Source organism: Thioalkalivibrio sp., from assembly GCF_007692535.1.
Lineage (GTDB): Bacteria > Pseudomonadota > Gammaproteobacteria > Ectothiorhodospirales > Ectothiorhodospiraceae > Thioalkalivibrio.
Window position 1 is genome coordinate 1 of sequence record NZ_REBW01000076.1, and the last position, 19,968, is coordinate 19,968.

Annotated in this window: 20 protein-coding genes; 9 read left to right on the forward strand and 11 right to left on the reverse strand. The window is 66.3% G+C overall.

The features are described from left to right. Positions 1-173: 173 nt before the first annotated feature. From EA346_RS02860 to EA346_RS02875, 4 genes are all read right to left on the reverse strand, one after another. Entirely contained in the window at positions 174-878 is a 705-nt protein-coding gene (locus EA346_RS02860) for a DsbC family protein (protein WP_296755400.1), read from the reverse strand. A gap of 83 nt (positions 879-961) precedes the next feature. Then, entirely contained in the window at positions 962-1,876 is a 915-nt protein-coding gene (gene xerD, locus EA346_RS02865; RefSeq protein WP_296755443.1) for a site-specific tyrosine recombinase XerD, read from the reverse strand. Positions 1,877-1,886: 10 nt separating this feature from the next. Then, a complete protein-coding gene (locus tag EA346_RS02870) occupies positions 1,887-2,678 on the reverse strand; it encodes a slipin family protein (RefSeq protein ID WP_296755402.1) in 792 nt (263 codons plus the stop codon). Positions 2,679-2,743: 65 nt separating this feature from the next. Further along, positions 2,744-4,252 carry a nodulation protein NfeD gene (locus EA346_RS02875; protein ID WP_296755405.1) on the reverse strand — a complete coding sequence of 503 codons (1,509 nt, stop codon included), beginning with the start codon at positions 4,250-4,252 and terminating at the stop codon, positions 2,744-2,746. Positions 4,253-4,556: 304 nt separating this feature from the next. On the opposite strand from EA346_RS02875, the gene mobB reads away from it, so the two are divergent. The 4 genes from mobB to EA346_RS02895 all read left to right on the forward strand — a co-directional run bounded on the left by mobB (position 4,557) and on the right by EA346_RS02895 (position 8,988). After that, the gene (gene mobB / locus EA346_RS02880; protein WP_296755407.1) at positions 4,557-5,108 is read left to right on the forward strand and encodes a molybdopterin-guanine dinucleotide biosynthesis protein B; all 552 of its coding nucleotides are present in this window, start codon (positions 4,557-4,559) and stop codon (positions 5,106-5,108) included. 17 nt (positions 5,109-5,125) lie between these two features. Then, the gene (gene glp / locus EA346_RS02885; RefSeq protein ID WP_296755445.1) at positions 5,126-6,349 is read left to right on the forward strand and encodes a gephyrin-like molybdotransferase Glp; all 1,224 of its coding nucleotides are present in this window, start codon (positions 5,126-5,128) and stop codon (positions 6,347-6,349) included. After that, on the forward strand, positions 6,346-6,870 hold the full coding sequence (locus EA346_RS02890; RefSeq protein ID WP_296755448.1) for an RDD family protein: 525 nt from the start codon (positions 6,346-6,348) through the stop codon (positions 6,868-6,870). Before glp ends, EA346_RS02890 begins: the two co-directional genes overlap by 4 nt. A gap of 156 nt (positions 6,871-7,026) precedes the next feature. Continuing rightward, positions 7,027-8,988: an alpha-amylase family glycosyl hydrolase gene (locus tag EA346_RS02895; RefSeq protein ID WP_296755410.1), complete on the forward strand. Its 1,962-nt coding sequence runs from the start codon at positions 7,027-7,029 to the stop codon at positions 8,986-8,988. A gap of 135 nt (positions 8,989-9,123) precedes the next feature. Here the strand turns inward: EA346_RS02895 and EA346_RS02900 are convergent, their stop codons facing one another. The 3 genes from EA346_RS02900 to EA346_RS02910 all read right to left on the reverse strand — a co-directional run bounded on the left by EA346_RS02900 (position 9,124) and on the right by EA346_RS02910 (position 13,745). After that, on the reverse strand, positions 9,124-10,329 hold the full coding sequence (locus tag EA346_RS02900; protein WP_296755413.1) for an efflux RND transporter periplasmic adaptor subunit: 1,206 nt from the start codon (positions 10,327-10,329) through the stop codon (positions 9,124-9,126). A gap of 292 nt (positions 10,330-10,621) precedes the next feature. Next, entirely contained in the window at positions 10,622-12,985 is a 2,364-nt protein-coding gene (locus EA346_RS02905; protein WP_296755415.1) for an ABC transporter permease, read from the reverse strand. A gap of 13 nt (positions 12,986-12,998) precedes the next feature. After that, positions 12,999-13,745, reverse strand: coding sequence for an ABC transporter ATP-binding protein (locus EA346_RS02910; protein ID WP_296755418.1), 747 nt, complete (start codon positions 13,743-13,745; stop codon positions 12,999-13,001). A 127-nt stretch (positions 13,746-13,872) separates the two neighbouring features. On the opposite strand from EA346_RS02910, the gene EA346_RS02915 reads away from it, so the two are divergent. Both EA346_RS02915 and EA346_RS02920 read left to right on the forward strand, forming a co-directional pair. Continuing rightward, complete coding sequence (locus EA346_RS02915) at positions 13,873-14,778, forward strand: DMT family transporter (RefSeq protein WP_296755421.1); 906 nt, start codon at positions 13,873-13,875, stop codon at positions 14,776-14,778. Positions 14,779-14,949: 171 nt separating this feature from the next. Continuing rightward, positions 14,950-15,330, forward strand: coding sequence for a hypothetical protein (locus tag EA346_RS02920; RefSeq protein WP_296755424.1), 381 nt, complete (start codon positions 14,950-14,952; stop codon positions 15,328-15,330). A 230-nt stretch (positions 15,331-15,560) separates the two neighbouring features. On the opposite strand, the gene EA346_RS02925 is transcribed toward EA346_RS02920, so the two are convergent. From EA346_RS02925 to arfB, 3 genes are read right to left on the reverse strand one after another with little or no spacing between them, the layout of a single operon-like run. Then, positions 15,561-15,971 carry a barstar family protein gene (locus EA346_RS02925; RefSeq protein ID WP_296755426.1) on the reverse strand — a complete coding sequence of 137 codons (411 nt, stop codon included), beginning with the start codon at positions 15,969-15,971 and terminating at the stop codon, positions 15,561-15,563. Continuing rightward, positions 15,971-16,417 carry a ribonuclease domain-containing protein gene (locus tag EA346_RS02930; protein WP_296755429.1) on the reverse strand — a complete coding sequence of 149 codons (447 nt, stop codon included), beginning with the start codon at positions 16,415-16,417 and terminating at the stop codon, positions 15,971-15,973. The genes EA346_RS02925 and EA346_RS02930 overlap by 1 nt, the downstream gene beginning before the upstream one ends. Before the next feature lie 23 nt (positions 16,418-16,440). Further along, positions 16,441-16,869 carry an alternative ribosome rescue aminoacyl-tRNA hydrolase ArfB gene (gene arfB, locus EA346_RS02935; protein ID WP_296755431.1) on the reverse strand — a complete coding sequence of 143 codons (429 nt, stop codon included), beginning with the start codon at positions 16,867-16,869 and terminating at the stop codon, positions 16,441-16,443. Positions 16,870-17,157: 288 nt separating this feature from the next. On the opposite strand from arfB, the gene EA346_RS02940 reads away from it, so the two are divergent. After that, positions 17,158-18,090, forward strand: coding sequence for a carbohydrate kinase family protein (locus tag EA346_RS02940; protein WP_296755434.1), 933 nt, complete (start codon positions 17,158-17,160; stop codon positions 18,088-18,090). Next, positions 18,090-18,602 (forward strand): MOSC domain-containing protein, encoded by a 513-nt coding sequence (locus EA346_RS02945; protein WP_296755437.1) that lies wholly within the window; start codon positions 18,090-18,092, stop codon positions 18,600-18,602. The genes EA346_RS02940 and EA346_RS02945 overlap by 1 nt, the downstream gene beginning before the upstream one ends. Positions 18,603-18,637: 35 nt before the next feature. Here the strand turns inward: EA346_RS02945 and EA346_RS02950 are convergent, their stop codons facing one another. Further along, the gene (locus tag EA346_RS02950) at positions 18,638-19,063 is read right to left on the reverse strand and encodes a DUF3617 family protein (protein ID WP_296755438.1); all 426 of its coding nucleotides are present in this window, start codon (positions 19,061-19,063) and stop codon (positions 18,638-18,640) included. A gap of 222 nt (positions 19,064-19,285) precedes the next feature. On the opposite strand from EA346_RS02950, the gene EA346_RS02955 reads away from it, so the two are divergent. Beyond that, on the forward strand, positions 19,286-19,945 hold the full coding sequence (locus tag EA346_RS02955) for an arylesterase (RefSeq protein ID WP_296755441.1): 660 nt from the start codon (positions 19,286-19,288) through the stop codon (positions 19,943-19,945). The last annotated feature ends 23 nt before the right edge of the window (positions 19,946-19,968 follow it).

Sequence of the window (19,968 nt, forward strand, 5' to 3'; positions counted from 1 at the left end):
GGGTTGGCGCCGGTGCCGGATAGCGGGAGCCGCAAACGGTAGGTCGGGTTAGCCCGTGGGGCGTAACCCGACGGGTCTCGCACCCACCCATGGACGCAAAGCAGCGTCCTCCCCGGAACGTCGGGTTACGCTACGCTAACCCGCCCTACAGAACTGTGCTAGCTCCTCCCGATCTATTCCGACTCCAGCATCAGCAGCATCTCGACCACGGGACGGAAGCCGGAGATGAGCAGGCCACTGCTGGCAATGCTCGCCGGCGTGCCGCTGATGCCCATTTCCCGGCCCAGCGCCAGATGTTCTTCCGCCGGGGTGGGGCAGTCCCTGGAAGCGACCGCCAGACCCGCCTTGGCACGGTCCATCGCATCGGTGCGGCTGTCGGCACACCAGACATCGCGCATGATCTCCGGCGACTGCCGCCCAAGGACCGGGTACATGAAATAGCGCACCTTGATGCCGGCCTCGAGGTATTTGTCCATGTCGTCATGCATCTGGCGGCAGAAGGGGCAGTTGGGGTCGGTGAAGACGTTCAGCGTATGCCGGACCCTGCCCTCGGGCGTGTACACGGTCAGTTCGGCGTCGGGAATTTCCGCGAAGATTTCCGCGCGCACGGCGCGCTTCGCCTTCTCGGTCAGATTCTGCCGCGATTCCAGATCGATCAGGTTGCCCTGAAGCAGGAAACGTCCGTCCTCGGAGACGTAGAAGATGTCCGTTCCATAGCGGACCTCGAAGATACCGGCCATTTCCGTCGGCTGGATCGAATCCGGGCTGACGGTCGGCACGACCTCGGCCATTCGCTTCTCGATCACCTCGGTGGCGAGCGCCGGGGACATGGCCATCACGGCCAGCAGGGAAATCAGGGTGTTTCGCATCATCAGCATGCAACCGTCTCGTCAAGTGAAAAAACCGGGGGAGTGTAACACCGGGCTGGAGTCTGGGACTGCCGGCGAACCAGAGAGTTGCGTCAACCGCGTGGGTGATGCCGCGCGTGGAGGGCCTGCAGGCGCGCGCGGGCCACGTGCGTATAGATCTGCGTGGTGGACAGGCTGCTGTGCCCCAACAGCATCTGGACCACGCGCAGGTCGGCCCCGTGATCGAGCAGGTGGGTGGCAAAGGCATGGCGCAGGGTATGCGGCGACAGGGCCACGGCGATGCCGGCCGCGGCGGCGTACTGCTTGATACGGTACCAGAAGGCCTGGCGGGTCATTCCCGCCCCGCGGCGGGTCACGAACACGGCCTCGGCCGGCGGATGTCCCTGCATCAGCGCCGGCCGCGACTCGTCCAGGTATTGTCGCAGCCAGTCCCCGGCTTCCTCTCCCAACGGAACCAGCCGTTCGCGCGAGCCCTTCCCGGTCACCCGCAGTACACCCTGCCGGGGATTTACCTGCGATTGCTCCAGGGCGACCAGCTCGGAGACCCGCAACCCGGTTGCATACAGCAGTTCGAGCATGGCTCTGTCGCGCAGACCGATGGACGTCCCGGTCTCGGGAGCCGCCAGCAGCGCCTCGACCTGCGACTCAGAGAGGCTGTCCGGCAGGGGTCTGCCAATGCTCGGTGCATCGATACGGGCGGTCGGATCGTCCCGACGCAGCCCGGCGGCGACCAGGAAGCGATAGAAGCGCCGCTGGCTGGAGAGCCAGCGGGCAACCGACTTGGGACGGGATCCAGACTGCATCCGCGCCCCGAGGAACGCCAGCAGGTCGGCACGGTCTGCTTCGGCCAGCGCCGACCCGCGATCCGTGAGCCAGCTCGACAGAGCCGTCAGGTCACGCCGGTAGGCGTCCAGGGTAAGCCTGGCCAGTCCGTCGACCGCCCAGAGTTCGTCCAGAAACCGGTCGAGCAGGGGATCCGGGTGCGATGCCCCGGACCCCTGCTCCACCGCGGCGACCTCAGTCGCTCTTCTCACCGGCCGCGGTGCCGTGGGCACCGAATTTGGCGGCAATGGCGTCGAAGACCTTGGTCAGTTCCAACGGCAGCGGGAAGAAGATGGTATTGGCCTGGCTGCTATTGGACATGTCGGCCATGGTCTGCAGGTAACGCAACTGCAGGGCCGCCGGATTCTTGCTGATGATCTCCGCCGCCTGCGACAGCTTCTCCGCTGCCTGCAGTTCACCCTCGGCGTGAATGACCTTCGCGCGCCGCTCGCGCTCGGCCTCGGCCTGACGGGCGATGGCGCGGATCATCGACTCGTTCAGGTCCACGTGCTTGATCTCGACGTTGGTGACCTTGATGCCCCAGGAATCGGTCTGGGAGTCGAGGATCTCCTGGATGTCGGCATTCAGCTTGTCGCGCTCGGAGAGCATTTCATCCAGATCGTGCTTGCCGAGTACCGAACGGAGCGTGGTCTGTGCCAACTGACTCGTCGCGGAGAAGTAGTCCTCGACCTGGATCACGGACTTCGCCGAATCGACCACGCGGAAATACAGCACCGCGTTCACGCGCACGGTCACGTTGTCCTGCGAGATCACATCCTGACTGGGCACGTCGAGCGTGATGATGCGCAGGTCCACCTTCACCATCTGCTGAATGCCCGGGATGATGATGATCAGACCAGGGCCCTTCACGGCCTGGAAACGCCCCAGGAAGAAGACCACGCCGCGCTCGTATTCGCGCAGCACCTTGATGGACATCGCGATCAGCGCGACGACCACCACCAACGGGAAAAGATAGGCTCCGGTCATTACGACTTCTCCTTCACTTGGGTTGTCTGAAACCGTTCGCTGCCGCGAACGGTTGGGATGAGCATTCAGGAACGAGTTGCGACCGCGTCAGCGTCTTCCGACACCGGTTCGACCCTGAGGCGCAGCCCCTTGAGGCCAACGACGCGGACCTTCTGCCCTTCCTCCACCGGTTCGGTGGTCTCGGCCGTCCACAGTTCGCTGTGCACGTACACGCGCCCGCTACGCTCGAAGTCCTCGCGCGCCTCGCCGATCATGCCGATCATTTCATCTCGTCCTATGGTCGGCTTGACCTTGCGCAGCCGGATCAAACGCCCGAGCACCCAGATCGAGAAGACCCCCACGACGAGGGCGGTACCAAAAACCAGTGGAAGCGAGATATTCAATTCCGGATCGTCCCAGAGAATGATGGAGCCGGTGATGAAGGAGATCATGCCACCGATTCCCAGTATCCCGAAACTCGGGAGGAAGGCCTCGGCAACCATGAAGATCAGCCCCAGAAGGATCAGCGCCAGACCGGCATAGTTCACCGGCATCACCTGCAGCGCATAGAAGGCGAGCACCAGCGAGATCGCCCCGATGACTCCAGGATAGATCGCCCCGGGGTTGGAGAGTTCGAAAATGATGCCGTAGATCCCGATCAGCATCAGAATATACGCGATGTTCGGGCTGGTGATCACTGCCAGCAGGTTGGTACGCCAATCGGGATCGACCCGGATCACCTCGATGTTGACGGTGTCCAGGACCTTATCGCCCCAGGCCATGCGTACGCTGTGGCCGTCGAGCTGTTCGAGCAGATCCTCGAGGTTGTCGGCCACGAACTCGATGGCATTGATTTCCAGCGCCTCGCGGGCACCGATGTTGGAGCCTTCGCGCACCGCCTCCTCGGCCCAGTCGGCATTGCGGCCGAAGCGCTCGGCAAGTCCCCGGATGTACGACACCGCATCCTCCAGGACCTTGCGCTCCATCGCGGTCTCGCCGCGACGAGCCTCGTCCCTGTTCTCTTCGGCATCGGGAGCTTCAGCCGCCGCGTCGTCGTCAGCGTTCGCGTCCTCGGCCGACTCGTCTTTCTCGGCATCGTTCTCAGCATCGCGGCCGTTCTGGTCGTCGCCACGGGAAGGACGGCTGTCACCGTCGTCCAGACCGGGGAATCCGCCGCCCATCTGCACCGGTGTTGCCGAGCCGATGTTGGTCGAGGGCGTCATCGCAGCGACGTGCGAGCCATACAGCATGTAGGTGCCGGCGCTCGCGGCGCGCCCGCCTGCCGGGTGGACATAGGTCACCACTGGAACGTCCGAGGCCAGCATCGCCTTCACGATGTCCCGCATCGACGAGTCGAGGCCTCCCGGGGTATCGAGCTTCAGCACCACGAGCTCCGCCTCATCGCGTCCGGCCCGTTCGATGCCGCGGATGATGTAGTCGCCCGTGGCCGGGCCAATCGCATCGGACACGGTCAGCAACAGGGCCTGCTTACGGTCTTCGTCGCCGGACGCGGCGAGCAGCCAGCCAGCCGCGACCAGCAGCAGGGAGGCCCAGAGGATCAAGCGGAACCGGGATTTCATCGTATGCAGGCGCATGGTCCTATCCTAACCGTTTCAGGTCTTGCAGTGATGACGCCGCCGATGAAGTCACTGCCCATCGGCGTTGCGGCAAGGGGCGAGCCGCCGGTTGCGGCAGGTGCCGGCTCTCTGTCGGTCCCTCATGCTCCCACAAAAAGGAACCCATCGCCGTCAGGCCTGCGGTACTCCAGTGGACAACGGGCAGCGATGGTGGTTTCGCCATCGCGCGCAGGTGCCATCCCGCTGTGGCTCCGGTATCCTCGGACCATGGCCACCCGGGACGTCCCGGGCGCGGAACGCCGACATCGACAAGAGTGCCAGCATGACCTCCCAAATGATCCCCCTGCTCGGCTTCGCCGCCTGGAGCGGCGCCGGCAAGACCACGCTGCTGACCCGCCTGCTGCCCGTGCTGCGTGCCAGCGGGCTGCAGCTCGCATTGATCAAGCACGCACACCACGACTTCGATGTCGACCAGCCGGGCAAGGACAGCTACGAACTGCGCAAGGCCGGCGCAGGACAGGTCCTGGTGGCGTCCAGCCGACGCCTTGCGCTGATGGTCGAAAATCCCGAGGGCCAGGAGGTCAAGCCCGTGCTTGCCGATCTGGTCCGAAAGCTCGACCCGCGCCGCACGGACCTGATCCTGGTGGAAGGATTCAAGCGTGAACCGATCCCGAAGATCGAGATCCACCGGCCGGGGCTGGGCAAGCCGCTGCTCTGTGTCGACGATCCGCACATCATCGCCGTGGCCACCGACCGTCCGGAATCCGTGCCAGAGGGCACAAGAGCATTGCCGCTGGACGAGGTCCGCGTGATCGCCGCATTCATCGGCGAGTACTTCGACCTGCCTGGCCTGTCCGCGGACGCCTGGCCTTGAGACGCGACGACGCCGGGATGGACGAGACCGATCCCAACATGCTCACCGTCGAGCAGGCGCTGGACCGCGTGCTTGCGGCCTGTGTCCCGGTCGCGGGAAGCGAGACCCTGGCGATCACCAATGCCCTGGACCGGGTATTGGCCGCGCCGGTGACCGCGCGGATCGACGTCCCCTCGTCACGCAACTCGGCCATGGACGGCTATGCGCTGGCCGCCGGCGACGCCCGTGTCGGAGCCCGGCTACGCGTCGCCGGCCTGTCCGCTGCCGGGCACCCCTGGGACGGGCAGATCGGTCCCGGCGAGTGCATCCGGATCCTCACCGGCGCGGTGGTACCCGAGAGCGCCGACACCGTCATCATGCAGGAGCAGGTCCGTAGCGAGGCGGGTTTCGTCACGCTGGCAACGGAGCCCAGGCCCGGCGCCCACATCCGGAATCCGGGCGAGGATACCCGGGCCGGTGCCGTGATCCTGAACGGAGGCCGCCGCCTCACCGCGGCCGACATCGGACTGCTGGCATCGCAGGGCATCGGCGAAGTCACCGTGGTGCGCCGTCCGAAAGTGGCCTTTTTCACCACCGGGGACGAACTGGTGCCGATCGGCCAGCCGCTGGGTCCCGGCCAGATCCATGACAGCAACCGCTATACATTGCGCGCCCTGCTCAGCCGTTACCCGGTGGAGTTCATCGATCTCGGTGTGATCGCCGACACCGAAGATGCCGTGCGCTCGGCCCTGACGCACGCGGGGGAGACCGCCGACCTGATGCTGACCACCGGCGGCGTTTCCGTCGGCGATGCCGACTTCGTCTCGCGCCTGCTCCAGAGCGAGGGCGAAACGGATTTCTGGAAGGTCGCGATGAAACCCGGACGGCCATTGGCCTTTGGCCGATTTGGCCAGGCCGTGTTCCTGGGCCTGCCGGGCAACCCCGTATCGGTGATGGCCACCTTCTCGCTGTTTGTCCGCCCCGCGCTGCTGCGCCTCTGCGGGACCGACCCGGAGCGTCCCTGGACCCTGCGCGCGCACCTGCTCGAGGATCTGCGCAAGAACCCCGGACGGGCGGATTTCCAGCGCGGCATCCTGGAAAAACGGGACGGGGAATGGACGGTGCGTTCCACCGGCGGCCAGGGCTCGCACCAGTTGCGCTCGATGAGCGTCGCCAACGCCTACATCGTTCTCCCGCGCGAGAGCACGGGGGCCAGCGCGGGCGATGAGGTCGAGGTCATTCCCTTTCAGTCGGTCTTCTGAACGTGCCGGGGACCGTCTCCACTCCTGACCCGGTCGGGCTCCTGAGGCGCCTGGCCGCAATGATCTACGACGGGCTGCTGCTGCTCGCGATCTGGATGGTGCTGGGCCTCGTCTTCGTGCTGGTCGGGGAGCTTACCGGCTACGCGCTGACTCCGCTGCAGTTCGTGGTCAACCTGCTGGCTGCCTGGTTCTTCCTGGCCTGGTTCTGGATCCGCACCGGTCAGACGCTGGGCATGCAGGCCTGGAACATCCAGTTGCGTGACGAAACCGGCGGCCCGGTCAACCCGAAGCAGGCGACCCTGCGCTACCTGGTCGCGCTGGCGCAGTGGCTGGTAATCCTGCTGGGGATCTACCTGGCACGCGAGCACGGGGCCTTGGTGACGGCTGGCGCCACCGCCCTGCTGCTGGCCGGACTCGGCCTCAGCCAGGCACACCCCCGCCGCGCGATGCTGCACGACTGGCTGTCGGGAACCGAGCTGGTGCGGGTCACGCGTCAGGCGGGCCCCCATACCGGCCCCTGACCCGTCGCTACGGGCACCACTGGATCCGCATGGCCCACTCGCCCTGGGCAGCGGCCGTTTGCGCTGTGGCCCCGGGTTGCCGATCATGGTGCACCATCCACCCGCCCCGCGCTCGGCGATCCCGTCGCGAAGGCAACCGCATCCGTAAAGGGCCGCATGTACGAACAGGTCTCTCACTCGCTGCTGAACGAAATCCTCGATGAGCTGAAGCCGGAGATCCGACGTCAGGATCTGCGCCATTTCTATACCCGTCTGGGCGCAAACTTCTACGCGATCCACTCGCTCTTCCACTCGCTGTACGGGGCGCGCGAGGACTTCAAGGAAAAGAGCATCAAGCTGGTCGAGGTCATGGCCGCGCGCTATATCGAGCGCTCCGCCGAACTGGAGGCACAGGACAAGGATCGCGAGTTGAACCACAACTGGTTCCTCAGCCAGGAGTGGGTGGCGATGGCCCTGTACGCCGACGGCTTCGCCGGAAACCTCGACGGCGTATGTTCCCGGGTGCCCTACCTGCAGGAACTGGGCGTGAACATGGTGCACATCATGCCGATGCTGGTTTGCCCGGAAAAGGCCAGCGACGGCGGTTACGCGATCAGCGACTTCCGCCGCATCGACCCGCGGGTCGGCACCCTGGAAGAACTGCAAAAGCTCGCCGGGTCCATGCGCAAGCGAGGCATGCTGCTGACCCTGGACGTGGTCGTCAACCACACCTCCGATGAACACGGGTGGGCACGCAAGGCGCGGGCCGGCGACCGGAAATACCAGGACTACTACTACATCTTTTCCAACCGCGACATCCCGGACATGTTCGAGGAGACCATGCCCGAGATCTTCCCGGAGACCTCGCCCGGAAACTTCACCTGGGACGAGGAGATGCAGCAGTGGGTGATGACGGTCTTCAACTCCTTCCAGTGGGATTTGAACTACAGCAACCCCGACGTGTTCATCGAGATGCTGGACGTGATCCTGTTCTGGTCCAACCAGGGTGCGGACATCGTGCGCCTGGACGCGGTCGCCTTCCTGTGGAAGAAGATCGGCACCACCTGCCAGAACGAACGCGAGGCGCACCTGATCCTGCAGTTGATGAAGGACTGCTGCCAGGTTACCGCGCCCGGCGTGCTGTTCATCGCGGAAGCCATCGTCGCTCCGCTGGAGATCATCAAGTACTTCGGCGAGGACGCGGTCATCGCGAAGGAGTGCGAGATCGCCTACAACGCCACTTTCATGGCGCTGCTCTGGGACGCGATGGCCACGCGCAACGCGCGACTGCTGAATCTCGGCATCCAGAGCCTGCCGAACAAGCTGGACCGCGCCACCTGGCTGAACTACGTGCGCTGCCACGACGACATCGGCCTGGGCTTCGATGACCGCGACATCATGGCTGCCGGTTACGAGCCGCACGCGCACCGCCGGTTCCTGGTGGACTATTTCATCGGCGAGTACAAGGGCTCCGATGCCCGGGGACAGCCCTTCGGCCGCAACGAGAAGACGGGCGACGCCCGGATCTCCGGCTCCCTGGCCTCGCTGGCAGGCCTGGAGAGCGCGCTCGAGTCGGGGGATCCCAAGACCATCGACCGCGCGGTGCAGCGCATCCTGCTGCTGCACGGAATGATCCTGTCCTTCGGCGGTATTCCGCTCCTGTATTACGGCGACGAGATCGGCACGCTGAGCGACTGCAGCTATCTCGAGGACCCGAACAAGGCCGGCGACAGCCGCTGGATGAACCGGCCGCGCATCGACTGGGAGAAGGCCGAACTGCGGCATCAGCACGGCAGCGTCGAACAGCGGATCTTCGACGGCCTGAAGCGCATGATCGCGGCGCGCAAGGGCATTCCCGCCTTCGCCGACTTCAACAACCGGGAACTCATCGACCTCGAGAACCCGCACCTGTTCGCCTGCCTGCGCACCCACCCGGAGCACCAGCAGTCGTCCTCGGTACTCGTCGTCGCGAATTTCGACGCCAACCCGCAGTACCTGGAACTGAGCAACCTGCGCTACCGCAGCCTGTACCTGCGCGGCACCCTGCACGATCTGCACACCGGCGAGATCCCGCGCCTGTTCAACGACCGCCTGGTGGTGCCGCCGTACCGGTTCTACTGGCTCAGCAACATGCGCTGACCACACCCCGTGCCAAGACCACTTTGGAGTGCGGGAGCTTGCTCCCGCTTTCACGCGCGGAAGCTCGCCTCCGCGGCAGGGGGCGAGCCCCTGCAGGGAAACCGGCGGCAAGCCGCCGCACTCCATACCCGGACCTCAAGCATCGCGCAGTTCAGGTCTCACGCGGACACCGTCCCGCACGCGGTCGCCGGGGTGCGTGACGACGACTTCCCCCGGTTTCAGCCCATCGAGGATCTGGGTGACCATTCCGCTGCGGCGGCCAGTCTGCACCTCGCGCTCCTGCGCGCGGCCGTCAGCCACCACGAACACCGCCCAGCGACCCCCGCTGCGGAACAGCGCGCTGGTCGGGATCTGAATCACGTCATCGCCCTCCCAAAGCAGGAACTCGGCCTCGACACGGAAGCCGACCCCCAGCCACTCGGCGGCGGCCTCCACGTCGTCGAAATCGATGATGACGGGGACCCGCTGCTCGTCCACACCCAGCGCCGACACCTTGGTGAAGCCCGCCGGCTCGACCCGGCGGACCCGGCCCGCCAGCGTCTCGTCGCCACCCCAGCCGGTGATGTGCACGCGCATGTCCCGCCGAACCCTGACCGCGTCCATCGACAGCAGATCCACCTGCACCTCCAGATCGCCCAGATGGCCGACTTCGATGACCGGTTCGCCGGCCCCGATCGCCCCCTCGCAGCAGCGGTGCCGCGTCAGAACCAGCCCTCCCGAGGGTGTCCGGACCTCGAGTACCGGCTGATCTTCTTCAGGGCGCTGGCCGCTGGCGATGTCGAGAAACGCCCGCGCGCTCTCGACCTCGAATCGCGCCACATCGACGGCGTTCTCGGCGGCACGCACCACCGCACGCTGACGGTCGCGCACGCTGCGCACCCGATCCATCTCCGTGGCTGAGATCAGTTCGCGCTCCCGGAGCTGCCGGTAGCGCGCAAACTCGGCGTCCGCGAAGGCCGCCTCGGCCTGCTGGGTCTCGAGGTCGGCACGCGCGCCCTCCAGACGGGAGCGGGCGGCGGAGAGGTTCTCGCGCGCCTGTTCCATGCTGCGCGCATCCAGCGCCGGCGCCGGATGCGGCTCCATCCGGAAGACCACATCGCCCTGCTGCACCTCGTCGCCGACCTCGAGGGCGACCCGCTGCAGATAGCCGGAAATCGGCGCGGATACCGTAAAGGAATCCCGTAGCCGGGTGCGTCCCTCTTCGTCGACCGACTCGACAAAGGTGCCGGACTTCACCGCGACGGCGCTGACCGGTACCGGCGCCGGCATCAGCGTCCAGGCCAGCAGTCCCGCCGCGCCCAGCGCAACCAGCCCCCAGAGCAGCTTCTTGCGCAGTTTCATAGGGACGTTCTCCTCATGGCCTGCGTAAGTTTACTACCCCGCGACCGGGCATCGCCGGAGTACGGAAGCTCGCTCCCGCTTTCATGACAGTGCTGCCCGCCCAGACCACCCAAAGCGGCGGCGAGCCGCCGCACTCCAGAGGCGCTGCGCGCCGGGGCCATTTGGAGTGCGGGAGCCTGCTCCCGCTTTCCGGTGCTCGGGCAATCCCGGCGCAGCGGCGGCGCCGCCCGATGCGCGGACCCACCGCAGCATCGGGAGTGGCTATCGTCCTCGCGGACATCAGGCCAGCGCATCACTCCACCGCCTTCAGGACCGCGACCTTGTCCAGGCGGTGCAGCCGCCGGACCACCAGCACCGCGGCGGCTACCGATGCCGTCAGGACCACTGCGGTGGCAAAGCCGTAGGCACCGGGCGTGATCACCAGCGGCACCCGGAACATGTCCATGCTGAAGGCCTGGTTCAGCGCCCAGGCGAAACCGGTGCCGATCAGCCAGCCGAACGGCAGCGCGACCAGCGTCAGCAACAGGATCTCGCCGACCAGGATCCAGCTGACCTCGCCCCGCGAGTACCCCAGCACCTGCAGGGTCGCCAGCTCCCTGGAACGCTCGGCGAAGGCGATGCGGGCATTGTTGTAGACGACGGCGAAGGCGATGGATGTCGCCAGCAACACGAACACCAGCGCGAACATCAGGATGGTGTCGTCCATGTATTCGCGGATGTTGCGCTCGGCCTCGGAGATCATGCCGATGCTGGCCACCCCGGGCAGGTCCCACAGGCGGTCGAACAGCGCGCGCTCCTGTCCCGAATCGATCATCAGCCAGGCCCCGGTGACCGCGGGTCCCTCGCGCATCAGGCGGTTCAGCGCGGGGCGCTGCATGTAGGCGCCGACGCCCAGGGGTTCATCGACCAGCCCCACCAGCGGGACCGTGACGGTTTGGCGGTGACCCTCCTGGATCTCGACCCGGACCGCGTCACCGACCCGCAGCCCGAGATCCTGTGCCAGGTAGTCGGTCAGCAGCAGGCCCTCGGGAGGCAGGCGCTGGGGCCGCTGGCGACCGTCCAGCAACTGGCGCAGGTAGGGCTGCTCGTCCATGCCGAGGATCGACGTGCGGTACTCGCGATGCCCGGCCAGCAGGCGCACCGGGACGCTGCGGTAGGTCTCCACCGCCAGTACGCCGGGCTGGTGCCGCAGTTCGGAATGCACGCGCACCGGGGTCGGATCGCTGAAGGTCAGGTGCAGATCCATGCGCATCACCTTCCGGTACTGGGTGTCGATCATGTGGTCGACCGCATTCAGCTGATAGGCGCCCATGACCAGCAGGCCCAGTGACATCGCGATGCCCAGGACCGACAGCGAGGACTTGAGCGGGTGCCGGGCCAGATTGCGCAGGATGATGCGCGCCGGCTGATCCAGCCAGTGGCGCAGGGCGGACCGTTCCAGCCAGCCCCTGCGAAAGCGCGCCGGCGGCTCCGGCCGCATCCCCTCCGCCGGCGGCAGGCGTACCGCGCCCCAGACCGCGCGCAGCGTGCCCAGCATCGCCGCGCCCGCCGCCACCGCGACGGCGAGGAGCACGACCCAGCCCTGCAGGCGGAAGCTCATCTCCGGAAAGCGGAAGTACTCGGTGTAGATCGCCGCGAGTCCGCTGGCGGCCCATGCCCCGAACCCGATACCCAGCGCACTGCCGAGGAGCACGATCAGCCCAGTGAGCATCCCGTAGTGCAGCGCGATGTCGAGGTTGCCGTAGCCGAAGGCCTTCAACACCGCCACCTGCTCGCGCTGCGTGCGGATGATCCGGCTCATCACCACGTTCAGCAGAAACGCCGACACCAGCAGGAAGATGGTCGGCAGGATCACGGCCTGCGCGCGCAGCTGCTTCAGCTCCTCGTGCAGGAACCGGTGCGAGTGCTGGTCGTCCCGCCCGTGGGCGCCGATCCCGCCGTAGCGCGCGAGGATGCGGTCCAGGTGATCGATGACCTCTGCCTCGGAGGCACCGGACTGCAGGCTGACAGCGACATTGTTGAAGGCCCCCTCCATTCCGTACGCGCTGGCCAGTGCGCGCCGGTTCATCCAGAGAATGCCGTACCGCTTGTAGTCGGGCAGCAGGTCCGTCGGCGCGATCTGGTACACATACTCAGGAGAGAGCACGGTACCGCTGACCCGCAGCGTGCTCAGGCGCCCCCGGATGATGGCCTCGATATGGTCGCCGGCGCGAAGTCCGTGTGCCTCGGCGAAGGCGTCACTGATCACGACCTCTTCGGCTCGTCCCGGCTCGGGCAGCCGCCCCTCGCGCAGGTACAGCTGATTCAGCAGCGGCTCACGGCCCTCGGGGATCGACAGCAGCAGTCCGCGCACGGGATCGTCGAATCCCGGCACCTCGAGGCGCACCGAGGCCTTCACGCGGGTCTCGACCTGGTTCACCCCGGGGATGTCGCGCAGCCGCCCGGCGACGCTCTCGGGCGCGCGCTTCAGATCGGCAAAGACTTCGGCGAAATGAAAATCCTCGTAGAAACGCTGCTGGGTCAGACTCAGGGCATCGAGCGTGGTTACCGCAATGATCAGGGTCATCACGCCGCTGGCAATCACCAGCGCGATGGCCGCGGCCTGCCCCTTCAGCGTCGCCAGGTCGCGCAGCAGCTTCCGGTTCAGGGTACGCACCCCCGGAGCCCCGTTACCAGCGCAGTTCGCCGGGCGGCCGGCGCTTGTCGTTCACGTGGATGTTCTCGACCCGCCCATCGCGCAGACGGATCACCCGATCCGCCATCTCTCCGATCACCTCGTTGTGGGTGATGATCGCGACGGTGGTGTCCATCGCCTCGTTGATGTGTTCCAGCGCCTCGAGCACCTGGATTCCGGTCTTCGAATCCAGCGCGCCGGTGGGCTCGTCACAGAGCAGCACCGCAGGCTGCTTGGCGATCGCGCGGGCGATCGCGACCCGCTGCTGCTCGCCGCCGGACAACTGCGCCGGGAAATGATCCAGCCGCTCCTTCAGGCCGACCAGCGCAAGCGCCTCTTCCGGGAGCATCGGATCGCGGCTGATCTCGGTGACGATCGCGACGTTCTCGCGCGCGGTCAGGCTGGCGATCAGGTTGTAGAACTGGAACACGAAGCCGACATGGTCACGACGGAACAGCGTCAGTGCCTTGTCCGAGGCATTGGTCAGTTCCTGATCACGGTAGCGGACGGTACCGCTGCTGGCGGTATCCAGGCCGCCCATGATGTTCAGCAGCGTGGACTTCCCGGAACCGGAGGCGCCCAGCATCACCACCAGTTCGCCGGCGTAGAGCTTCAGGTCCACGCCCTGCAGGGCGTGGATCTCGACATCCCCCATCAGGTAGGTCTTGGTCAGACCACGGGTCTCGAAGACCACGTCCCGGTTTCGGGAACCCTCCGGCCGTTTTGCTGGGTCAGCCGTCATGTCCCGATTCTACGGCAAGCGCCGAAAGCCGGCAGATCCGGAACACGCGGGGTGCACCGCGTGGCCTGGAGGCCCACAATCCGATCATGGCGCTCGAAAGTCTCCATCCCGGACCCACCCCTGCCCCATGAACCCGGGTATCCGGCTGGTCCCCATCTGGCTGCTTGCGGCATTGCCGCCACTGTTCTGGGCCGGGAACTTCGTGCTGGCGCGGGCGCTGCACATGGAGATCACGCCGATCGCACTGTCGTTCTGGCGCTGGGCCATTGCGTTGCTGATCCTGCTGCCGTTCGTCTATTCCGGGCTTTGGCAACAGCGCCGGTTGCTGCTGCGCCACTGGCCGGTGTTGACCCTGTTCGCCGTGCTGGGGGTCACCAACTACAACACCTTCGCGTACCTGGGCCTGCAGCACACGACGGCGACCAATGGCGTGCTGCTCTCCTCGGTGACACCGGTGGTCATCGTCGCGCTGTCGTTTCTGCTGTTCCGGGTCCCGCTGCGTGGCACGCAGCTCTTCGGCATCCTGCTCTCGCTGGCCGGCGTCGTCCTGATCGCCACCGAGGGCCGGCCGCAGATGCTGGCCGAGCTGGAAATCAATCGCGGCGACCTGTGGATCCTGGCCGCGAGCCTGGACTGGGCGCTGTACTCGGTCTTCCTGCGCTGGCGCCCGGCGGGTCTGGAGGCGAAGACCTTCCTGACCGCGATCATCGCCATCGGCCTCCTGCCGCTGGCCGTGCTCTATGCCTGGGATCTCGCCGCCGGGCATCGCTTTGCGCTCGACGCCACCAATCTCGCTGCGATCGGCTACGTCGCGCTGTTCCCCTCGGTCCTCGCCTATGTCTTCTGGAACCGCGCCGTCGCCGAGATGGGACCGAACCGCACCGGCCAGTACCTGCACCTGATGCCGGCTTTTGGTGCGGCCCTGGCGATCCTGCTGCTCGGCGAGCGGCTGCAGGGCTTCCACCTGGCCGGCGCAGTCATGATCGCGGTCGGCATCGTCCTGGCCACCTTCAACAGGCGGAGGAACGCATGAACGACCGGGACCGTATCGGGGACTGGACCCGGACGGCGGCAGCAGTGTCGGCCGCGATCCAGCAATCCATTCATGGTTTTGTTGCATCCGATCGATTCCGTGGCCTGTTGAACTCCAGCCCTCCCGAGACTACGTTGGAGGTTTCTACGCCAGCTCCAGGTCGATCGCGCCGTGTCTGAAACGCTGCTTTTTTCCATCATCGAATCGCCGGGCCACCCCAATCTCAGCGAGCTCTACCAGCGCCGCAACATCCAGGAAGTTCGCCTGTCGTCGATGCGCAAGGCGATCCAGGCACTGCAACGGCAGCGGCCCGACTATGTCGTGGCAGAGTTCTTCTACGGCTACGGGAACAACTACGCCGGAGCCAACCTGGGCAACCTGGACGTATTCCTGGCCAGCCTGCAGAAATATGCGCCCGAGGCGCGCGTGATCGTGTTGGTGGACAAGCAGGATCGGAAATACGTGAACCGCCTGGCCGAGCGTTACCCCGTGCATGCGGTGCTCGTTCAGCCCGTGGGTGCCGCGGACGTGGATGCCGCACTCCTGACCTGAGCAGGAGTCGGGTTACGCCGCGCTAACTTTCATGGCCTCGGAGCGCGCCACCCCGAAGGATGAAAGCGCAAGCCCCTATGGAGTGCGGCGGCTTGCCGCCGCTTTGAGGAGCTGGGTCATTCCAGGCACCGAATAGCGGGAACAAGCTCCCGCACTCCATAAGCGGGAGCGTAGGGGAGGGCGTGGCCGTGGCTTTCACGTTCACCCGACAAGCCTCCTCCCAAAGCGCCTCAGCCGATCAGCACACAGCCGCGCAGGCCGCTGCCGGGCGTTTCGGCCACGCTGCGCAGGATGTCGAGGACGACGCCGGCGTCCTTCGGGGCCTGGGTCCGAAATGCCTCGAAGCCCGTCATCACGACGACGCGCTCGGGGGCACTGCGGTCTTCGGGACCGTACAGGGCCTCCTCCAGTGCGTCCCAGTTGAAGCCGAACCAGTCGCCGAGTGCCAGCGCGCGATGGAGCGCATCCAGCAGGCCGGCCTTGTCCGATACCCCTGCGAGGTCCACCCTGCGGGCGTCGAAGCCCTGGTCACACAGCGCTTCCAGCACCCCATCGGGATTGGTGTCACCAGGCAGTTCCAGCAACGGTGCCGGCCCCGACAGCCAGTCGCGCAATACGCTCGGATCTGCGGCGGACGCCATCAGCGGATCCTCCGGAAACTTCGGTAGTGGTCGTGCGTGTAGTAGACCTCGCCGTCGGCCCCGATCACCAGGCGTTGCGGCCCCGCATGGGAGATGCCGGGCGTGCGCACCACGTATTCCCGGTAGTGTCCCCGTGGACGCTCGGGCAGCAGACCCTCGCGATTCTGGAAGATCCCGCCGTCGTTGCGGTGCGGATCGCTCTCCCCGGCCGCGATCCGAGCCAACTCCGGCGCCAGATCCACGTCCCCCCGCCAGGCCACCCGGCCGTCGAGATCGCGGATCTCCACGCCGCGCACGACGAGGTCGTCGTTGCTTGTGTCGATCTCCTCGAGCGCGGGCGGGGGCGGGGGCTGCCCGGGGCCGAGCCAGGAATCCGATCCAGGAAACAGCAGGGTCAGCGCCGCGACGGCGAGCACCAGTACCAGGATCACGATACGCAGATTCATGGTGTCTTCTTCTCCCGAAGGGGTCAGGTATCTTCCGGCTGCCGCATCCTGCCGCGGCCACGCTTGCGTTCGCCCAGCTGTTTCTTACTGGTCAGCCGCCGTTCGCGCGAGGCCCGGGTGGGGCGCGTGGCGATGCGCCTGGCCGGCGGCTCGCTGGCCTCGCGGAGCAGTTCCACGAGCCGGGCAATCGCATCTTCGCGATTGCGCTCCTGGCTGCGAAAACGCTGCGCATGGATGATCAGGATACCCTCGCGCGAGATGCGCCTGCGGGCAAGCCGCTGCAGACGCTCGCGCACACCGGGCCTCAGGGCTTCCGTGGCGTTCAGATCGAAGCGCAGTTCCACCGCGCTGTCGGTCTTGTTCACATGCTGTCCACCAGGGCCGCCTGCGCGCTTGTAGCGGAATTCCAGGTCTTCCTCGGGCAATCGAAGTCCCGGGCTGATCTCGATCATCGCAGGCCGCCGACCGGGCCACAACCGCCCCAATGGCGAACCGCCGCAGCTCGGAATTCCGCAATCCGAGCGGATTCCGGTTTGTTGTCGGGCCCACAAATCACTAGGCTATGCGCTGCCCACCACCGGAGTCGGGGGTGGCAGACATCGAGGGTTCGGGCCTTCCCGGCCCGCGTCGACCCCGCGCTCGGCAAGGCCCCGCGGGGCGCAGCGCAACCGATACCGCGACGCTTTCGCGCCGCACCCGCCCATCGTGCGATTCCGTCCAGCAACCAACGAGGAGTTTTCATGTCCGCCCTGATCTGTGGTTCCATCGCCTTCGACACCATCATGGTCTTTCCCGATCGCTTCAAGAACCACATCCTGCCGGACAAGGTGCATATCCTCAACGTCTCCTTCCTGGTTCCGGAGATGCGCCGGGAGTTCGGCGGCTGCGCGGGCAACATCGCCTACAACCTCAAGCTGCTGGGGGGAGAACCGGTACCCATGGCCACCGTGGGCTCCGATTTCGGCATCTACGCCGAATGGCTGGAGCAGCAGGGTGTCGACTGCAGGCACATCCGCACCGTGGACGGCAGCTTCACCGGCCAGGCCTTCATCACGACGGACCAGGACGACAACCAGATCACCGCGTTCCATCCCGGGGCGATGAGCTTTTCGCACTACAACCGGGTTCAGGAGGCGTCCGGCATCCGCGTCGGCATCGTCTCGCCGGACGGGCGCGACGGGATGATCCAGCACGCCGAACAGTTCGCCGAGGCGGGCATTCCCTTCATCTTCGATGTCGGCCAGGGCCTGCCGATGTTCGGCGGCGAGGACCTCAGCCGTTTCCTGGACCAGGCCACCCACGCCGCGTTCAACGATTACGAGGCGCAGCTGACCGCCGAGCGCACCGGCCTGAGCCTGGAACAGATGGCCGAGCGGGTCGAGGCACTGATCGTGACCCGCGGCGGCGAGGGTTCGCACATCCACACCGGCGGCCGGCGCATCGAGATCCCGGCGGTAACACCGGCCGCCGTGGTGGACCCGACCGGCTGCGGCGATGCCTACCGGGCGGGGCTGCTGTTCGGCATCGAACGGAGCATGGACTGGGAGACCACCGGCCGCATCGCCTCGCTGCTGGGCGCGCTCAAGATCGCCCATCCGGGTACCCAGAACCACGCATTCACCGCGGACGAGTTCGCCGAACGCTTCCAGGAAACGTTCGGCTACCGCTTCTGATGCGCTGGCGATCCCTGTTGCCGCCGTGGCGTCGATCTGCGCCTGCGCCGAGACTGGCCGCGATCTTCGTGAGTCCGCGTGCCGGCGCGCCGATGCAGGCATTGCGCGCGGCGGATGCCGCAACGGGTCAGGGCCTGGTCGGTGACCGCTACCAGACAGGCTCCGGCCACTGGCACCCGGTCGAGAGCTGCCAGGTCACGCTGATCTCGGCAGACGACCTGGGACGCGCGCAACGGCGTCTCCCGGTGGCCCTGGACCACGGCGAGCATCGCCGCAACCTGGTGATCTCGGGAATGCGGACCCGGGCCCTGGAGGGTCGTCGATTCCGGATCGGCACCGCGCAGTTCGAGTACTGGAAGCCCCGGCCGCCCTGTGGCTACATCAACCAGGTCACCGGCGAGAACATGGCCAAGGCCTTGGGACGCAATAGCGGCGTATGCCTGCTGGTGCTGGAAGGCGGACGCCTGGAGGTCGGGGACGCAGTCATCCTCGAGCCGCCGGAGACCGCCTGAGCGGCCCTGCCGGAGCTATCATCTGGAACGATCGATCAGCAATCGCCGATCCGCCGACCTTCGAGCTCGATGCGCATCTGCATCGGGCCCATGGGTGTGGTCATCCGCGCATCCATGGTTCCCTCGGTACGATCCCCCAGGAAACGCATTTCCGCGTCCATGATCATGTCCATGCCGTCCTCATGCTGGCAGGTCATGCTGTAGCTCATGTGATCGGCGCTGATGACCTTGTCGGTGATCTCGCAGGACTCTTCTTCGAGATCAAGATCGAAGACCAGCCCATCGAGATCCTCGCTGGTCACGCACTCCCTGCTGGAGTCGCGTTGCTCGGGCATCGGAGTGCCGGGGAACGTGGTGATCGAACTCATTTCCCACTCGCCCGGCTGGATGTTCGGTTCGGTCGCGATGGCAGTCAGGGGGATGGCAACAAGGGTCGCAATGACAAAGCTGCGAAGGGGCATGCGGTGATTCCTCTGGCGGTTGTTTTCAGGCGCCGAAGCGGGGCGACCCGCTTCGGCGGGGTCCGCTGTCCTTGCCGCACAATCGGCGTAAAGCACGCAACCTGCCATGCCTGTACGCGAGGGTCAATGCCGGATGCTAGGCTTGTCCGGGCAGCGCCCATGCCCCTGAGCCAACCGTGGCGGCGTTCGCACCGCCCGACGGTCCCAGCCAATGGAGACGCCATGCGACAACGAAACCACACGTTTCCCCGGCTGATGCCGACCGCGCGCGGAGGCCTTGCTGCGGCTGGAGTGCTGCTCTTCCTGTCGCTGCTCGCAGCCTGCTCGCCAACGCCCCCATCACTCTCGCCACTGCCGGCCGACGCGACCATCCTCGCCTTCGGCGACAGCCTGACCGCGGGCACCGGTGCGCACGAGGGCGACTCCTACCCGACGCAGCTTTCGAACCTGAGCGGGCGACAGGTGATCAATGCGGGCGTTCCGGGCGAGGTCTCGAGTCAAGGCCTCGTCCGTCTTCCCGGCCTGCTCGACGAGCACCAGCCCCACCTGCTGATCCTGACCCACGGCGGCAACGACCTGCTGCGCCGAATGGACGTCGAACAGACCCGGGACAATCTCGCCGCGATGATCCAGCTGGCCCGGGATCGTGGTACGGACGTGCTGCTGGTGGCCGTACCCGCCCCGACCCTGCTGCGACTGCGCAGCGAGGCGATCTACGCCGACATCGGGGAGGCCTTCGGAATCCCGGTCGAGAACGGCGCTCTCGCACGCATCCTCTCGCGGGATGCGATGAAGTCCGACCCGATCCATCCCAATGCGGATGGCTACCGTTATCTCGCCGAACACATCCACCGGCTGCTGATCGAGACGGGCGCCCTGTAGCGGGCGCGGAGCGCCTATGGAGT

Excerpts from the sequence above, each read along its gene's own strand:
- arfB (WP_296755431.1), bottom strand. The coding sequence starts at position 16,869 with ATGATCGAGATCAGCCCGGGACTTCGATTGCCCGAGGAAGACCTGGAA.
- EA346_RS02860 (WP_296755400.1), bottom strand. The coding sequence starts at position 878 with ATGCTGATGATGCGAAACACCCTGATTTCCCTGCTGGCCGTGATGGCC.
- EA346_RS02945 (WP_296755437.1), top strand. The coding sequence starts at position 18,090 with ATGCGCTGGCGATCCCTGTTGCCGCCGTGGCGTCGATCTGCGCCTGCG.
- EA346_RS02875 (WP_296755405.1), bottom strand. The coding sequence starts at position 4,252 with ATGCGCCTGCATACGATGAAATCCCGGTTCCGCTTGATCCTCTGGGCC.
- EA346_RS02940 (WP_296755434.1), top strand. The coding sequence starts at position 17,158 with ATGTCCGCCCTGATCTGTGGTTCCATCGCCTTCGACACCATCATGGTC.
- EA346_RS02915 (WP_296755421.1), top strand. The coding sequence starts at position 13,873 with ATGAACCCGGGTATCCGGCTGGTCCCCATCTGGCTGCTTGCGGCATTG.
- EA346_RS02895 (WP_296755410.1), top strand. The coding sequence starts at position 7,027 with ATGTACGAACAGGTCTCTCACTCGCTGCTGAACGAAATCCTCGATGAG.
- mobB (WP_296755407.1), top strand. The coding sequence starts at position 4,557 with ATGACCTCCCAAATGATCCCCCTGCTCGGCTTCGCCGCCTGGAGCGGC.
- EA346_RS02955 (WP_296755441.1), top strand. The coding sequence starts at position 19,286 with ATGCGACAACGAAACCACACGTTTCCCCGGCTGATGCCGACCGCGCGC.
- EA346_RS02900 (WP_296755413.1), bottom strand. The coding sequence starts at position 10,329 with ATGAAACTGCGCAAGAAGCTGCTCTGGGGGCTGGTTGCGCTGGGCGCG.
- EA346_RS02930 (WP_296755429.1), bottom strand. The coding sequence starts at position 16,417 with ATGAATCTGCGTATCGTGATCCTGGTACTGGTGCTCGCCGTCGCGGCG.
- EA346_RS02910 (WP_296755418.1), bottom strand. The coding sequence starts at position 13,745 with ATGACGGCTGACCCAGCAAAACGGCCGGAGGGTTCCCGAAACCGGGAC.
- glp (WP_296755445.1), top strand. The coding sequence starts at position 5,126 with ATGGACGAGACCGATCCCAACATGCTCACCGTCGAGCAGGCGCTGGAC.
- EA346_RS02870 (WP_296755402.1), bottom strand. The coding sequence starts at position 2,678 with ATGACCGGAGCCTATCTTTTCCCGTTGGTGGTGGTCGTCGCGCTGATC.
- EA346_RS02925 (WP_296755426.1), bottom strand. The coding sequence starts at position 15,971 with ATGGCGTCCGCCGCAGATCCGAGCGTATTGCGCGACTGGCTGTCGGGG.
- EA346_RS02950 (WP_296755438.1), bottom strand. The coding sequence starts at position 19,063 with ATGCCCCTTCGCAGCTTTGTCATTGCGACCCTTGTTGCCATCCCCCTG.